We start from the raw sequence: 16,147 nt of genomic DNA on the forward strand, positions 1-16,147 counted from the left end.
CTTTTACCTGATCACACTACCGTTATGATGTTGAGCTACCGGCGCTACAAAAGCCAGTTTGCCATCCCCATCTTCCGACATCAGGATCATTCCCTGCGAAACAATGCCCTTGATCTCTCTCGGTGCCAGGTTCACGATCAGGCTTACCTGTTGCCCAATTACTTCCTCCGGCTTATAAAATTCTGCAATGCCAGACACCACTGTTCGCTGATCTATCCCTGTATCCAGCGTTAGTTTTAGCAGCTTTTTAGTCTTCTCTACCTTCTCGGCAGCGATAATGGTCGCTACCCTGATATCAACAGCGGTAAAAGCTTCAAACTGGATGTTCTCTTTTGCAGGCGCTGTAACTGCGGAAGCAGCTGTATTATCGGCCTTGCTTTTGTTCAGCTTATCGATCTGGGCCTGTACGGCATCATCTTCAATTTTTTCAAACAGCAATACCGGTTCATTCAACTGGTGCCCTCTGTGCAATAAATTTACTTTACCCGCCGATTCCCAGGTATGTCCGCCATAATTCAGCATCTTCATCAGCTTATCTGCTGTAAATGGCAGGAAGGGTTCAATCAGGATCTCTAAATTGGCCGCAATCTGTAAGCTGATGTTCAGAATGGTGCGTACCCTGTCTTCATCCGTTTTGATCACTTTCCAGGGCTCAGTATCGGCCAGGTATTTGTTTCCCAAACGGGCCACGTTCATCACCTCGCCTAAGGCTTCCCGGAAGCGGTAATTTTCAATCGAGGCACTGATTTTTGCCGGGGCAGCAGCCAGTTCATCCATCACCTGCTGGTCTTCCGGTGTAATGTGCATACACATCGGCACTTTGCCACCGAAGTACTTATGCGTCAATACAACCACCCGGTTGATAAAATTACCCAGTATAGCCACCAGTTCATTGTTGTTCCTGGCCTGAAAATCTTTCCAGGTAAAGTCGTTATCCTTTGTTTCAGGCGCAGTAGCCGTTAACACATAGCGCAATACATCCTGCTTGTCCTTAAATTCTTCCAGGTATTCATTTAACCAGACCGCCCAGTTTTTAGAGGTAGATATTTTTTGTCCTTCCAGATTCAAAAATTCATTGGCAGGCACATTATCTGCTAAGATATAGTCGCCATGTGCCATGAGCATTGCCGGAAATATAATACAATGGAAAACAATATTGTCTTTTCCAATAAAGTGGACCAGCTTGGTTTCCTCATCTTTCCAGTAATCTTCCCAACGGCCTTTCTCTACTTCGCTCTGGTTGATGTAATATTCTTCAGCCTTTGGGTTCCAGACATCAAGCCGGGCATATTCAAAGAGCTCTCTGGTAGCCGAAATGTAGCCTATAGGTGCGTCAAACCACACATAAAGCACCTTTCCTTCTGCGTCTTTTAAAGGGACTTTAACGCCCCAGTCCAGATCGCGGGTCATCGCCCTGGGTTGCAAACCTGCATTTAACCAGGACTGGCATTGGCCAAAAACATTTGGTTTCCATTCCTGATGTCCCTCAATATATTTCCGCAGCTGATCTTCGTATTTGTCCAGGGGCAAAAACCAGTTCCTGGTTTCTTTTCTTACAGGCGGCTCTCCGGATAAGGTAGATTTCGGATTGATCAGATCGGTAGCATTTAAAGTACTGCCGCAATTTTCACACTGATCGCCATAGGCGTTTTCATTGCCACATTTCGGACAGGTACCCGTGATATAACGGTCGGCCAGAAAGGTCTGTGCTTTTTCATCATAATACTGCTCAGTAACCTCCTCCGTAAAAACCCCCTTTTTATATAAGGTTTGAAAAAAGTCAGCTGCAGTCTGGTGGTGCATCAAAGAGGAAGTACGGTGATAAATGTCAAAAGAAACGCCAAATTCCTTAAAAGAATCGCCGATGATCTTATGGTATTTATCTACAATGACCTGGGGTGTTACCCCTTCCTTTTTAGCTTTAAGCGTAATGGGAACTCCGTTTTCATCAGAGCCACAAATGAACTTAACGTCCCTTTTATTGGAGCGAAGGTACCTTACATAAGTATCCGCAGGCAAATAAACACCTGCCAGATGGCCAATATGTACCGGGCCGTTGGTATAAGGAAGCGCGGCAGTTACCGTATATCTTTTTATTTTACTGTTATCCAAAACTATTTTTATTATTTTGTCAAAGATAAGTGTTTTACCTATGATTAAGCAGCCAGCCCATTTAAAAAAAGGCGACAAAATTGCAATTGTCTGCCCAGCCAAAAAATTACCCAAAAGCATAGAAAGTGCCATAAGCGTGCTGGAACAATGGGGGTTAACAGTTATTACAGGGAAAACGGTACATGCAGGGCACCATCAGTTTGCCGGTGATGACGCGCTGAGAGCCGCTGATCTGCAAGGTTTTTTAGATGACCCGGAAATCAAGGCCATTATCGCCGGAAGGGGCGGGTATGGTACCATCAGGATTATAGATGACCTGGATTTCACAAAATTTAAGGCCAGTCCCAAATGGATTATTGGCTTTAGCGACATCACCGTCTTGCTTTCCCATCTCTTCGCTAAGCTGAATACACAAAGCATCCATGGGCAAATGCCTTATACCTTTGATGAGGCCACTCCTGAATCATTGGAATCTTTAAAAACAGCCTTGTTTGGCGGTGAACTGCGTTATAGCTATACCAGCGATTTTGAAAACCGCAGTGGCAAAGCCGAAGGGGTATTGATTGGCGGCAATTTAACTTTACTGGTTTCGGTACAAGGCTCTGTGTCTGAAATGGATTATACCGGTAAGATCCTGTTTATTGAAGATGTTGGTGAGCATGAATATTCCATAGACCGGATGATGCGTTTGCTTAAACGCAGTGGCAAACTGGCTAAGCTGAAAGGCCTTATTGTGGGTGCTTTTAATGAAATTACCCCCGAAAACATTCCCTTTGGCGCCAGCCCCGAGCAGGTGATCTGGGATATGGTGAAGGAATATGATTACCCTGTATGTTTTAAATTCCCTACAGGACATATTGAGGATAATAGGGCTATGGTACTGGGGAAACAAGCGAAGCTGGAGGTGGCGGGGCAGGATGTAGCCTTGTCTTTAGCATAACAAATGGAAATTATTAAATAACCATAAAAAATGGGCTTCCTCTTAACTGAGGAAGCCCATTCGTATTTTTGCTTGATCTTGTTTAAATCTATAAATCAAACCAAACCTTATCTGTATATTTTGGCTGTGGATTTGGAATGTTCGGATTTGAACGGATCTCATCATCCGACAAAGGCAGACGTCTGAAAAGGGGCCCTGCTGTTGCACCAAAAGGTACCGTCAACAAAGGTACTTCACTACCATCTGGTCCGGACCTTCTCCATTGCCAGAAGGCGTCGATTGGCCTGTCCATTAAATCGATCCACTGCTCCATATGGATCTCTTTAACCGGGTCGGCAGCGGTAACCAAATTTACCAAAGCCCCACCAGATGCCATATATGCCGAGATCGCAGCTGGATCAGCCTGGTAAAACTCCATTGAAGCCTGAAGCCCTTGTTTAAACAACGTCTGGGCAGTAACTAAATTTTTAGCAACACCAATACCCCTTGCATAAACCTCCGCTTGTAAAAACGACATTTCCTGGAAAGAGATGATAAGGGATGGTGCTGTTTTTCTGAACAGATATTTGCTGATCAATGAAGTTTGCGGATCTGCATCCACATTAGCCGGCACTCCTATGTACCCTGGCGCCCCAGCAGGAATATCAAAGAACTTTGGAAGTCTTGGATCATTTTTAGGAACCATCCAGTCCGTAACAATTTTACTTGCATACGTAAAAGGGTTGGTACCTAAGAAAAGTCTGTATTTAGGGTTTTCATTATTTGTATTCTCTGTATACAACACTCTGAAGTTATCCGCCGGAGCAGCAATCATAGATGCTGGGGCCTGAGCCAGCGCACCTATCGCCGCAGCTTTACTCGGATCTTTATCCACCATTGTCAATAAGATCTTGAACTTAATGGAATTAGCCAGTTTTTTCCATTGGGCCATTTGGCCATTGTAAAAAACATCATAATCTCCAATTTTTTCTGGGCTAGCTACGTCAATCTGGGCATTTGCTTCGTCTAATAATTTTATCAACGATTCCAGCACATCTTTCTGGGCATCATATTTAGGATAAGGAAACTTGTCAATGTCGTAGGCCTCAGAATAAGGCACATCGCCGAAAAGAGTCGTTGCTTCAAATAATATTTGTGCCAGTACAATTTTACATTGTGCAGCTCCATTGTTATTTACAGGTTTAGCAGATTCGGCCGCTTTAATTGCCTGCTTCAGGTTAAAGCCCGCAGTACTGTAATAAACCTTCCAGCCATTACCAATGATATTGGTACTGATGTTGTACAAGTTGGAAGAGCCCCAGTTTTCAGAGAAATCTCCACCTGAAGATAATGTTTGCCCAAGAAAGCCAAGCGCGATGTAATTATCCCCACTATTTTTACTAACATCCCAGGCCGTCACGGCATAACCAAACAGCAATTTCGCCTCTACTTTAGAAGCAGATAAGGGATTTGAATTTATATCCAGATACTTTTTGCACGATACCCCTGCCATTGCAATAAGCAATAACAAAGAGCCTGCAAAAATTTTATTTCTAATTTTCATAACATTCGTGTTTTTATTTTTTTACAAGGTCAACCTTAAATTCATACCAAATGATCTGGTAGTAGGAATGCTGTTGAATTCAACGCCTTCACCAACACTACCTGCTCCAAAAAAGTTAAGCTCCGGGTCAACATGAGGAACATGGCTTTTGATCAACCATAAATTCCTGCCTTCAAGCCCAACCTGAACGCCCCTGATAAACCCTGATTTAAATGCTTTAGCTGGAATTGCATAAGATAAGCTCACCTCTCTTAATTTCACGAAACCCGCATCAAAAACATTTCCTTCTGTATTTGTTGTACTGGATTCCCATACCCAATAATCCTGAGCAGTCATTGTGGTTGCATTCTCTTTATACTGCCCTCCACCAAGGGAGTTTACACCTGAAACCAAAATAGGAGCTCTGTCGCCGCCTGTTTCTTTCGCTAAACCACCACCACGCAAGTTGGCTACGGTTCCTGAATAAAACACACCGCCTTTACGGATATCGATCAATGCACTAAGGTTAAAACCTTTATAATTAAAGCTGTTATTGATACCCATAGTCCAGTCAGCATAAATATTACCTAAACGTTGGTTTGTTACCGCAATCTTTTGACCATTGTCTTCATTGATCACAAAACGGCCATTGTCATCTCTTAACCATTTTGAGCCATACAACCCAAAAGGTTCGCCAACTGCAGCTTTAATCGACAATCCGCTATAACCACTAGCCAGGCTGTATTGAATCAATCCAGGGGCCAGTTCATCAACAGTCTGCTTGTTTTTTCCAAAATTCACGTCAATGTTCCAGTTAAAGTCTTTGGTTTTTACCGGCACCAAATTCAATGCGATCTCAATTCCTTTATTTCTGATTGCACCTGCGTTAACATATTTAGCAAAATATCCTGTCGCAATAGGCACATCAATGGGGATTAGCTGATCTTTGGTCAAGTTGTTGTAAAAAGCGAAATCAATACCAATACGATTATTTAAAAACTTCAATTCGGTACCCAGCTCATACGAATTTTGCTTTTGCGGTTTCAATTCTGGATTTGGTAATATCTTGGGCGCAGTAAAAGCTGTTGAAATTGGTCCGGCAGGGAAAACTACCGCTGTGGAGGAAACATACTGTAAGAATACAGTTGAAATTGGATCATATTGATAATCCAGTTTATACGCTTCTAAATCGCTACCCACGGATGCCCAGCTTGCTCTTAACTTTCCATAGCTTAACCAGTCCATATTTTTTTCCTTTAACAATTCAGAAAAAACAAATGATCCACTCACAGAAGGATAAAAATAAGACCTGTTCTTTATGGGCAGGGTTGATGTCCAGTCATTTCTTCCGGTAACGTCCAGGTACAAATAATCTTTATAATTCACGCTTAAGGCGCTGTACAAACCTAGTAGTCTTCTTTGCGTATAAATTGAAGTTGGGTTTTTACTGGACGCATTGGTGTAATTATACAATTGATCTACAGTTAAACCAACAGCTTCGATATTTGTGCTTTGATTTAGACGTTGGTTAATGTTACCCCCAACAATCAACTTAAATTTAAAATCCTTAACCAGATTGTTCTGCTCAATAGTCGCGATTAAATCATCGTTAATCTGTTTACTCAACAAGTCAAAATTGGTAAACTTACCAGTCATAAAACCGGCAGTTCCTTTTCTTACCAACAGTGACCTTTTTTCTGTATAGATGTCCGCACCAAAGTTGTTGCTGATGTTAAGCCAATCCAAGGGCTTGTAAGTAAGGTTATAAGTTCCGGTAAAACGATCAACGGAGTTGCTGTTCCTATTGTACTCCATAACCCAATAAGGGTTGTTACCATTACGGTTAGGGCTTAAAAAGATCTGGGTACCAGCCTCTTTATCCTCAAAATTGTTTCTGAGTAAATTGATATCAATCGTTCTTGGCAAGCTAAAAATAGTAGAAACGATTGCATTGGTGTTATTCGAGCTCTGTGCCGGTCTTCCATCAGCCTTGAGGTTAGTGTAGGAACCTGTGAACCTGGAAGAAAGCTTTGGACTAAAATCTTTCCCTGCATTTAGGGAAAGGGTATACCTGTCTAATTTTGACTGGGGGATAATTCCTTTTTCATTTGCACTCGAAAAGCTGACCCTGTAATCTGAATTGTCTCCCGCACCTGAAAATGAGATGTTATTCATTATTGCCGTTCCTGTATCAAAGAAATCTTTTACATTATTAGGATAGGCTTGTAAATTAACCTGATTTCCTAAAAAGTTAGGGAAGGTTTGATTTTGTACATCTGCAATTCTAGGTCCCCAGCCGTTCGTCTGGGTCAATTGATAAGCGCCTTTATTGCCCTGAGCGTATTCATTTTGGAATTCAGGCAATACCAATGGGTTTTCAAAGCGAAATGAAGAATTGACATCGATAGCACTTGGTGCTCCTTTTTTTCCACGTTTAGTGGTAATGATGATCGCCCCATCTCTTGCTCTTGCGCCGTACAATGCCGTTGCTGCAGCACCTTTTAACACGGTCATCGATTCAATGTCATCAGAGCTTAAATCACCAATACGGTTACCAAAATCGACATTGCTTGCAGTTGTTCCACCAACAGCATTAGATTCAGTAACTGTTAAACCATCAATAACGTACAATGGGTAACCACCGTCCAAAGAGTTCACACCACGGATGACAACTTTAGAGGCTCCGCCAAGTGTTCCTGACTGAGCATTTACACGGACACCCGCAGCTTTACCAGCCAAAGAGTTTAATACGTTTGTTTCTCTTGCTTTAGTCAGATCTTCAGATTTAAGCGTTGTTGCACTATATCCCAATGACTTTTTTTCTCTGGAAATACCTAAAGCCGTAACCACAACCTCACCCAATTGTTGTGCGTCAGTGGCCATAACAGCGTTTACAACAGCTGAAGAACCAATAGCTTTAGTTTGCTGCAAATAACCAATGGAAGAGAATTCGATTGAAGCTGCATCTGCAGCAATTTTAATGGCGTATTTACCATTTGCATCTGTTGAAGTACCATTTTGAGTACCAACAATTTTTACGGAAACTCCAGGAATCGGCAATCCGTCGTCCTTTCCTGTAACCGTACCAGTAATTGTTCGATCTTGCGCCATCGCTGCTCCTGCAACGAACACAAAAATGAACAAACTTTGTAGAAGTTTTTTCATTAGATAAAAAATTTAGGTTAGTTAATAATGGTCAAATATACCAACTTTGATATGCAAGCATAACATATTCAGCAAGTTCAACATATATATGACACTTCAGTGACACAAGATATAAACAACAATACGCTGTAAAAAGTTTTAATTCGAAATATTATTCCGCCAAGTTCAGCCAAAATAGAATAAAATGTCATTAGGAAGACAAAACGGTATTCAATTCAAAATTTTAACTTTTTTTAACACCTCCCTGGAAATTTTTTAATTATAATAAGAATCATTTACAAAAACGGGCAGAGAGCCTGCTTAAAAAACTGTCAACATTTTAATTTACCAGGAAAACCGCATTGGCAAACAACTGCTTTCCATTTTCCCAAAATGAACGGAAAAGTATGTTCGCACCGATGTAAATGATCGTCCCTTTTCCCTCGGGCTGCACGCCAAAAAGCATTCCGGTCCCAATTTTTTTAAGGGCACCCTCCCCGGCAATTCCTGCTACATAACTACCTGGTTTCAAAACACCTGTATTCCATCCCTTGCTCAGAAATTCGTATACCTTATCGTCTGTTTTTAAGGTATAATAATAATTGCCCAGCCCGGCCGAGATGGGATGGCTGTGGTCCAGCTCTACTTTAAAGATGGCGCCGGGAATCGCATTGGATAAATTGGCCTGTTTCCTGCTTAAATATTTGGGAATAAAATTAACTGACAGTTCATCTTTAAAATATTCCTTCTTTTGAATGTCAAATGGTTTTTTACCAACAGCACTCAATATCGCGTCTTCAAACAGGATCAGTTTGCCCCCGATCTTCAGCCAGTCCTGCAACTGCTCTCCAATGCCTTCACCATACGAGCCATCCGGAAAAATCAATACGTTTACTTTATTGATGTCCAGGCTGGCAATATCTTCAAGACTGATCGTAGTTAAAGGATAGCCCAGTTCCTGCTCAAAAAAATGCCAGATCTCACCCATGCTTTGCGCCGCACTCTCCGCACCGGCAACTATGGCTACCTTTGGTACATTTAATACCGGGTAAACCGATGAGCCGAAATCTTTACCCTTGTCTACAAACCCGCCGGCAACAGAAAAAAAATGCACTTTAGCCTGCTGTGCTACAGCCATTATCTTTGCAGAAACATCTTTAACCGAACGTTCGTTCTCCGCCCGGTAAATCAGCAGGGCACCTGGGTTATACGTCTTGCCTCCAACTGTAAATTCTTCCTCTGCCACCCTCACCTTTATGCCGGCTTTCTGCAGTGCATGTAAGGCCTTTGCATCTTCCAGCGAAGTCCAGGGCAAAAGCCATGCATAAGGCTGCTGGAGCAGAAGGCCGGTTTCCTTCGTGTCTTCAATACTTGTGTACTTGCCTTTTATGGGTTCTTTACAGGCATAAGCATTTAAGCCAAAAGCATAGGGCAATGCCCAAGCTGTAATGTCATAGGTGTTGGAGTCAACCACGGTTGTCTGGGGTTCAAACAGCACATTGGCCAGCACAGCCCTGGGCTGCGACAGGTTAACAATTAAATCATTGCGTTCCAGCTTAAAAGTTTCTGTTTTGCCGGTTTCGTAATTATAGCCACTGGCTGCGCCTTCCGATCCAAAAGCAAATTCCACATGGTTCTTCTTTAATAGTTCCGCCATCCGCTTTAACCGACTCAGGTTCTGGGCTTTCACTACATATGCCTTAAAACTGCCCGGCGGAGCAACTATCCCCCTTTCGAAGTATTTTCTAAACTCTTCCAGCAGGCGATCTGCATTTTTAGCTACGGTTTCCAGGGTAGCCATTCCGGCAGTATAATGATGGTCAATCCGATCCTTCAGCGTCAACGTATCTCCGTCTATGGTAATTACGGATAAGCCTGCGCCTATGCCTCCCTGTTCATAGGTCATTCCCACCGCGCCATTATACAAAGGATAGGTATCTCCGTAAGAAGGGTATAAAAGATCAAATTGTTCTTTCGTAAAATATTGCCAGCCCTTCTGATCAAAGTACTTCGCATTGTTTTTTCCTACGGTTACCTGAAATTCTCTTTGCCAGGGCGTTACATCCTGGTGTATCGGCTCTGCTGCCGGCGCAAAATAATAGGGTTCATTGTAATTCTGCTCATGAAAATCCACATGCACCTCTGGCATCCAGTCCTGGTATAAAACCAGGCGCTGCTGTGTTTCCACCTGGGTTTGCCAGGCCCAGTCCCGGTTCAGGTCAAAATAATAATGATTGCTCCGCCCCCCTGGCCAGGGTTCAATATGCTCCCTCGCCATCGGGTTCGGATTGGGCCTAAGCCCACTTACGCTGTTAAAATAATTTACATAGCGCTCTCTGCCATCAGGATTTAAACAAGGGTCAATAATTACCACTGTACGTTGCAGCCAGTCCGGAATGTTTGCTCCCTTAGCCGCAGATAATGCGTACAATGTTTTTAAGGCCGTTTCTGTCGAACTGGCCTCATTGCCATGCACATTATAGCTCAGCCAGAGGATCGCAGGCTGTTTCCCTGTAATTTTTTGTCCCCGGCTTAAACTCAGGTTGTTTTTCCTGATCTGCTCCAGACGTTCCAGGTTTTCCTTTGAAGAGACAATGGCTACCAGCAGTTCCCGCCCTTCATAAGTTTTGCCATAATTTACAATCCGTACATTTTTACCTGTTTTACCCATGTACTTAAAATAATCCAGCACTTTGTCATGGGAGGTAAACTTACTCCCTAAAGGATAGCCAAGAAACTCGTCCGGCGATTTGGTTTGTGCCACAAGGCAAAGTCCGGTTATCCATAAAAACAAAAAAGAAAATAGAAAAGATTTGACCATAGCTTCGTTTTTATAGGAACAGGGGCATATACACTGTGTTAATATACCAAAATAATAAAGAATATTTTTTGTTTCTCTTTCATAATGTAATTTTACAACTTCATTGATCAATTTAACTATGGCCACCAGCAGCTCCCTGTATCAGCATTTCCTGCATCATCCCATCATTTGTACAGATACCCGGAACATCGTGGCTGGCAGCCTGTTCTTTGCCCTTAAAGGCGAGAAATTTGATGCAAATACTTTTGCAGAACAGGCTTTACATCTCGGTGCAGCTTATGCGATTGTAGATGACCAGGCTTACGCGGGTCATGAGCGGTGTATCCTGGTGCCTGATGTATTGACTGCTTTGCAGGACCTGGCCAGGCAGCACCGTTCGCAATTGAATATCCCGGTGATTGGCCTCACGGGAAGCAATGGCAAAACCACCACTAAGGAGCTGATCAATGCAGTATTATCCCGCAAATATAAAACCTTCGCAACCAAAGGGAACCTGAACAACCATATTGGTGTTCCGCTTTCCATCCTTTCCCTTAGCCCGGAAATAGAAATCGCTGTGATTGAAATGGGGGCCAACCATCAAAAAGAAATTGAATTTCTTTGCGGCATAGCACAACCAACACATGGGCTGATTACGAATATAGGAATGGCACACTTAGATGGTTTTGGCGGCTTTGAAGGGGTTAAAAAAGGCAAAGCCGAGCTTTTCGCCTACCTCAAAGCGCATTCAGGTTTTGCATTCATTAACCGCAACAATCCTTATTTAATGGAGATGAGCGAAAAAGCAGAACTTCACAAAGTGGTCTATTATGGTACCGAAAGCAGTAATGCGGTATCCGGGAAGTTATTAAAAACTGATCCCTTTATTGAACTTTCCTGGCAAAATAAAACCAGTTCCTTTAACACCAGGCTACAGCTGACAGGAGCTTATAATTTTGAGAATATCCTTGCGGCCATCTGCATCGGACAGTTTTTTGAAGTAAGCCCGGAACAGATCAATGCGGGCCTGTCAGGTTATTTTCCCAACAACAACCGTTCGCAGCTTAGCAAAACAGCCCGCAATACCGTCATCTGTGATTTTTACAATGCCAATCCAAGCAGCATGGCCGCAGCATTAACCAACCTGGAGTTGTTAAAGGCCACCAATAAAACGGTCATTATCGGCGATATGTTTGAACTGGGAGAGGAATCGGCCCGGCAGCACCTGGACATTATTGAACAGGCCGAAAAACTTGCTGTCGAAAGTCTTATTTTTATTGGAAAACACTTTTACGAAGTCAGGGAAAATCACAAGGGGCATTTTTTTAGCAGCCTTGCAGCTGCCGGGGACTATTTAAAAGCTAAGCCTATAAGCAACAACCTGGTTTTATTAAAAGGATCACGGGGCATGGCCCTTGAACAATTGTTGCCCCTGCTTTAGTTAACGACAGCAACTTTTATACCCGCATCACTTACTTCTTTGAGGGGATTATCCCGCATGTTCTGTTCCAGCTCCAGCTCGTACCTGCCCGGGGCAGGAAACTTAAAACGGGTAAGTAAAGGGGAAGTATAAGTATAAAGATTGCCGGAGCCGGAGCCGTTCCATTGTCCATCGGCCTGTGCCAGCTTAAATTCATAACGCCTGCTCCGTTTTTTTTTCGGCGTTTTTACATTTAGAAGGACAAAGATGTTGGAATACCGGTAATCAGCGGTATGGCGCAATTTAAAATAGATACTGTACAGTTTATTGCTATCCGTAATGTCTACCAGTACCTTTACTTTATTGGCATAACTCCAGTTGCGTGCCGGCATGGTCTGGTTGCTGTCTGCTATATTATTGGTGTCACAGCCGGTAAAAAGCATTACCAAAACCGTAAAAAAAAAGAGCTTAAAATTATTCATTTTTCGGCTTATCCGTTGGCTTTTTCCTGCGATTGTTCCTGTTCCTGTTATTCCTGTTACCAGATGGCTGCCCTGCATTAGGCTGCGCATTGGCACTACCTGCCTGCTGCACAGCGGGAGCCTGTTGCCCGGCATGCGGTCTTGCTTTAGCCTGTCCAGGAACATTGTCTTTCTTATTCCCCTCGGGCCGGTTTTTAGCTTGCTGCGCCGGTTTTTGCTGTTTATCTGGTCTGGGAGTCCTGTCGTTCCTTTCCGCATTATTTTTATTGCGATTCTGGTTGTTCCGGTTATTTTTATTGCCTTTATTCCTGGGTTTGTCGTCCAGGCGGGTTAAGCTATCCTGCCCCACCACATTCTCATAATCAGGAATTTTATCCAGCACGGCAGCCGTTACCAGCTCAACAGCTTCTTCCTTAAGGTTAACCGGCTTTTGTCCCTTTCTGTTCATGGCCATGATCTCCTTTACCCGGTCAACCTTCAAAGGGATCCAGTCTTCCGTATTCGGATAACTAAACCACATCAATTTCTTAAAAATATCTGTTTTCTGATGTCTCGCCACACCGATTTCGGTTTGCAGGCTATCCACACGGTCCGGGATATCTTTCAGCGCATCCAGGTAAGTATCCAGCTCATAATTTAAACAGCACTTTAATTTGCCGCATTGTCCGGCCAGTTTCAGGGTGTTTAAAGAAAGGTTCTGGTACCTTGCCGCAGCTGTAGATACTGTTTTGAAATTTGTTAACCAGGTAGAGCAGCACAGTTCCCGGCCACAAGACCCAATCCCGCCCAATCGTCCGGCCTCCTGGCGCATCCCGATCTGACGCATTTCTATCCTGATCCGGAAAGTTTCTGCCATTTTCTTGATCAGCTCCCGGAAATCTACGCGGCCTTCAGCGGTATAAAAGAACGTGGCCTTGGTTTTGTCACCCTGGTAATCCACATCACTTATTTTCATGGACAAGCGCAGGTCCAGCGCAAGTGTCCTGGCTTTGTGCATGGTTTCCCATTCCATGGATTTTGCGACTCTCCATTTTTCCACATCAGCCTCTGTTGCTTTTCTGTAAATTTTTCGTGTAACCTGATCAATGGCCGTTTTGCGACGTTTCATCTGCATCCTTACCAGTTCTCCGGTTAAAGAGACATGACCTACGTCATAACCACCTGTAGGGCCTTCAACAGCCACCAGTTCGCCAATTTCAAGATAAATGTTGTCATTATTTACAAAGAATTCTTTCCTTGCGCCTTTAAATTTAACTTCTATAACCTGAAAAGGCTTATAATTTGAGGGCATGTCCAAATTTGACAGCCAATCGTAAACTTCCATTTTTCCGCATCCGCCAGTGGCGCATGAACCATTACTTTTGCAGCCAGCCGGAGCACAGCCGCCGCTACCAGTAGAACAACTTCCACATCCCATAACTAATTGTATATATATTGAGTCCCTTTCGGGAGCGTTTTAAACTTAATTATTTTTACCAATTGTAAAGATACATCTAAAAACAGAATTTTAGGATTCGCATTTCGTTCAATGTGATAATGCGCCTGCTCCAATTCGGAAATGATGGCATCCGCCATGTTCAGGTCCAGCACATGGGCTGCCAGTTTTTTGGCCGTTTCCAATACCCTTGCAGGCAATTTTACCAATTCATCGGCCCCGCTGATCAACAAACTGCACTCCCGTAAAAAGCTGATTCCGTACTTTAAAAAATTCTTTTGGTTTTCTCTTCCCCAGCCCGCAGCCTGCTCCGTAAAAGCCGCCAGGTCAAGCACCCGGTTGCCATAACCCATCCGCAGCCATTCCGCAAATTTATCCGCATTCTCATTATGGGTATTGGCCACCAGAGATTTTGCCTCTATCAGGTTTCCATCGGCCAAAAAGCTATATTCTGTAGCCTGGTTTTCCGGCAATCCTTGCCCTTCCATTAAATATTGCTCCACCGTAGCATGCGCAAGCTTTGATATTTTTACAATCTGCGTACGCGACAACAACGTAGAAAGAATCTGCTCCTGGTTATTGGCTACTAAAATGAACAAAGTATTTTGAGGCGGCTCTTCAATGATCTTCAGTAAAGCATTTCCCTCTTTATCCAGGTATTCGGGCAGCCACATGATCAGCACCTTCGTCTCTGCTTCAAATGCTTTATAACTTAATTTTTTAATGATGTCATGACATTCCGCAATATTGATATTGGCCTGTTTGTTCTCTGCACTTAATTTAGAGCGCCAGATGTCCATATCAAAATATGGATCGGCCAGCAACATGCTTCTCCACTCTTCCAAAACATCAACAGCCGTTTTTACATCTTTGGAAGCGAAAAAAGGATAGGAAAAATGCAGATCGGGATGAATATACCGTTCATACTTGCGGCAGGAAGAACATAGTCCGCAACTATCGGCTGCTTGCTTATCTAAGCAATTGATATACTGCGCATAGGCGATAGCCAGCGGTAAAGCTCCGCTGCCATCGCAGGACAGGAACAACTGGGCATGACTGATCCTGTTCTCGGCAACTGTTTGTATCAGTTGCTGTTTGACGTTTTCCTGGCCGATGATCTCTTTAAATTGCATTTGGTGCAAAATAGCAAAATTTTAAGACTTGTCTATAATGGTCATAAATTTGACAAACTGTCGAATTTATTATCTTTGCCACTATGCCAAGGATTGTTGCTTTTGATTATGGAACCAAACGTATCGGAATAGCCGTTACAGATCCTATGCAAATTATTGCAACCGGACTGGATACGGTTCATCCCGCAGCTATCGTTGATTATTTGAAAAAATACCTGCTTACGGAGCAGGTGGAAGCCTTTGTTTTTGGAGATCCCAAACAAATGGATGGCACCCCATCTGAAACTGCACAGCACGTAAAAGGTTTTGCCCGAACTTTGAAAAAAACCTTCCCTGACATCCCACAGCATTGGATGGACGAAAGGTTTACCTCAAAGCTGGCCCATGAAGCCATTCTGCAAAGCGGTTTAAAAAAACAGGACAGAAAAAATAAAGAACGGATAGATACCATCTCGGCAACCCTGATTCTGCAATATTTTATGGAGCAGCACCGTTTATGAGAAAGCAAACAGGACATTAAAATATGAGTTTAATTCAGGAGGATATGCAGCAACTGCTGCTCAATTATTGCGAACCAGAAAGTGTATTGCTGCAAAAAATTGACCGGGAAACCCATCTTAAGGTTTTGATGCCGAGGATGCTCTCAGGACACTACCAGGGCCGGGTGCTCAGCATGCTCAGTAAACTGGTAAACCCCCGCAGAATTTTAGAGATCGGCACATTTACCGGTTATGCCACCCTTTGCCTGGCAGAAGGCTTAACGGCAGACGGGCTCATTTATACCTTAGACATCAATGAAGAGCTGGAAGAAATGGTCCGCGCTAATTTTGAAAGTTCTGAGCTTAAGCCCAAAATAAAATATCTCCTGGGAGACGCTGCAGAGACTGTTCCTGGATTAAATGAAACCTTTGACCTTGTTTTTATAGATGCAGATAAAAAGAACAACGGTACTTATTACGACCTGGTATTCGATAAGCTACGGCCGGGCGGACTGGTCATTGTTGATAATGTATTGTGGAGTGGAAAAGTACTGAACAGCAGCCCGGATAAGGACACTAAAAATATCACTACTTTTAATGATAAGATTGCGGCAGACAACCGGGTAGAAAAATTGATCCTGCCGGTCAGAGACGGGCTGTTTGTCATCAGGAAAAAATAA

At 43.3% G+C, this 16,147-nt stretch carries 11 protein-coding genes; 4 read left to right on the plus strand and 7 right to left on the minus strand.

Going from position 1 to position 16,147, the window contains the following annotated elements; all coding sequences use genetic code 11:
• Nucleotides 1-3: 3 nt before the first annotated feature.
• Entirely contained in the window at nucleotides 4-2,112 is a 2,109-nt protein-coding gene (gene metG, locus R2Q85_RS04075; protein ID WP_316810471.1) for a methionine--tRNA ligase, read from the minus strand.
• 40 nt (nucleotides 2,113-2,152) lie between these two features.
• Here metG and R2Q85_RS04080 point away from each other — a divergent pair, with 40 nt between their 5' ends.
• Nucleotides 2,153-3,052 (plus strand): LD-carboxypeptidase, encoded by a 900-nt coding sequence (locus R2Q85_RS04080; RefSeq protein ID WP_316810472.1) that lies wholly within the window; start codon nucleotides 2,153-2,155, stop codon nucleotides 3,050-3,052.
• An 88-nt stretch (nucleotides 3,053-3,140) separates the two neighbouring features.
• Here R2Q85_RS04080 and R2Q85_RS04085 read toward each other — a convergent pair whose 3' ends face one another.
• The 3 genes from R2Q85_RS04085 to R2Q85_RS04095 form a co-directional block, all read right to left on the minus strand.
• Nucleotides 3,141-4,595: a SusD/RagB family nutrient-binding outer membrane lipoprotein gene (locus R2Q85_RS04085; protein WP_316810473.1), complete on the minus strand. Its 1,455-nt coding sequence runs from the start codon at nucleotides 4,593-4,595 to the stop codon at nucleotides 3,141-3,143.
• A gap of 21 nt (nucleotides 4,596-4,616) precedes the next feature.
• A complete protein-coding gene (locus tag R2Q85_RS04090) occupies nucleotides 4,617-7,739 on the minus strand; it encodes a SusC/RagA family TonB-linked outer membrane protein (RefSeq protein WP_316810474.1) in 3,123 nt (1,040 codons plus the stop codon).
• Nucleotides 7,740-8,058: 319 nt separating this feature from the next.
• A complete protein-coding gene (locus tag R2Q85_RS04095) occupies nucleotides 8,059-10,539 on the minus strand; it encodes a M14 family metallopeptidase (RefSeq protein ID WP_316810475.1) in 2,481 nt (826 codons plus the stop codon).
• A 118-nt stretch (nucleotides 10,540-10,657) separates the two neighbouring features.
• On the opposite strand from R2Q85_RS04095, the gene R2Q85_RS04100 reads away from it, so the two are divergent.
• Nucleotides 10,658-11,959 carry a UDP-N-acetylmuramoyl-tripeptide--D-alanyl-D-alanine ligase gene (locus tag R2Q85_RS04100; RefSeq protein WP_316810476.1) on the plus strand — a complete coding sequence of 434 codons (1,302 nt, stop codon included), beginning with the start codon at nucleotides 10,658-10,660 and terminating at the stop codon, nucleotides 11,957-11,959.
• Here R2Q85_RS04100 and R2Q85_RS04105 read toward each other — a convergent pair.
• The 3 genes from R2Q85_RS04105 to R2Q85_RS04115 are packed head-to-tail and all read right to left on the minus strand — an operon-like array spanning nucleotide 11,956 to nucleotide 14,988.
• Nucleotides 11,956-12,420 (minus strand): gliding motility lipoprotein GldH, encoded by a 465-nt coding sequence (locus R2Q85_RS04105; protein ID WP_316810477.1) that lies wholly within the window; start codon nucleotides 12,418-12,420, stop codon nucleotides 11,956-11,958. The two genes, R2Q85_RS04100 and R2Q85_RS04105, sit on opposite strands and share 4 nt — an antisense overlap.
• Complete coding sequence (locus R2Q85_RS04110) at nucleotides 12,413-13,837, minus strand: regulatory iron-sulfur-containing complex subunit RicT (RefSeq protein WP_316810478.1); 1,425 nt, start codon at nucleotides 13,835-13,837, stop codon at nucleotides 12,413-12,415. Before R2Q85_RS04110 ends, R2Q85_RS04105 begins: the two co-directional genes overlap by 8 nt.
• Nucleotides 13,838-13,839: 2 nt before the next feature.
• On the minus strand, nucleotides 13,840-14,988 hold the full coding sequence (locus tag R2Q85_RS04115) for a hypothetical protein (RefSeq protein WP_316810479.1): 1,149 nt from the start codon (nucleotides 14,986-14,988) through the stop codon (nucleotides 13,840-13,842).
• An 83-nt stretch (nucleotides 14,989-15,071) separates the two neighbouring features.
• Here R2Q85_RS04115 and ruvX point away from each other — a divergent pair, with 83 nt between their 5' ends.
• Both ruvX and R2Q85_RS04125 read left to right on the plus strand, forming a co-directional pair.
• Nucleotides 15,072-15,488, plus strand: a complete 417-nt coding sequence (gene ruvX / locus R2Q85_RS04120; protein ID WP_316810480.1) for a Holliday junction resolvase RuvX — start codon at nucleotides 15,072-15,074, stop codon at nucleotides 15,486-15,488.
• A 23-nt stretch (nucleotides 15,489-15,511) separates the two neighbouring features.
• Nucleotides 15,512-16,147, plus strand: a complete 636-nt coding sequence (locus R2Q85_RS04125) for an O-methyltransferase (RefSeq protein ID WP_316810481.1) — start codon at nucleotides 15,512-15,514, stop codon at nucleotides 16,145-16,147.

It is taken from the genome of Pedobacter heparinus (assembly GCF_032678725.1).
In the GTDB taxonomy this organism is placed as follows: domain Bacteria; phylum Bacteroidota; class Bacteroidia; order Sphingobacteriales; family Sphingobacteriaceae; genus Pedobacter; species Pedobacter heparinus_A.

Excerpts from the sequence above, each read along its gene's own strand:
- R2Q85_RS04080 (WP_316810472.1), top strand. The coding sequence starts at position 2,153 with ATGATTAAGCAGCCAGCCCATTTAAAAAAAGGCGACAAAATTGCAATT.
- R2Q85_RS04085 (WP_316810473.1), bottom strand. The coding sequence starts at position 4,595 with ATGAAAATTAGAAATAAAATTTTTGCAGGCTCTTTGTTATTGCTTATT.
- R2Q85_RS04090 (WP_316810474.1), bottom strand. The coding sequence starts at position 7,739 with ATGAAAAAACTTCTACAAAGTTTGTTCATTTTTGTGTTCGTTGCAGGA.
- R2Q85_RS04095 (WP_316810475.1), bottom strand. The coding sequence starts at position 10,539 with ATGGTCAAATCTTTTCTATTTTCTTTTTTGTTTTTATGGATAACCGGA.
- R2Q85_RS04100 (WP_316810476.1), top strand. The coding sequence starts at position 10,658 with ATGGCCACCAGCAGCTCCCTGTATCAGCATTTCCTGCATCATCCCATC.
- R2Q85_RS04105 (WP_316810477.1), bottom strand. The coding sequence starts at position 12,420 with ATGAATAATTTTAAGCTCTTTTTTTTTACGGTTTTGGTAATGCTTTTT.
- R2Q85_RS04110 (WP_316810478.1), bottom strand. The coding sequence starts at position 13,837 with ATGGGATGTGGAAGTTGTTCTACTGGTAGCGGCGGCTGTGCTCCGGCT.
- R2Q85_RS04115 (WP_316810479.1), bottom strand. The coding sequence starts at position 14,988 with ATGCAATTTAAAGAGATCATCGGCCAGGAAAACGTCAAACAGCAACTG.
- ruvX (WP_316810480.1), top strand. The coding sequence starts at position 15,072 with ATGCCAAGGATTGTTGCTTTTGATTATGGAACCAAACGTATCGGAATA.
- R2Q85_RS04125 (WP_316810481.1), top strand. The coding sequence starts at position 15,512 with ATGAGTTTAATTCAGGAGGATATGCAGCAACTGCTGCTCAATTATTGC.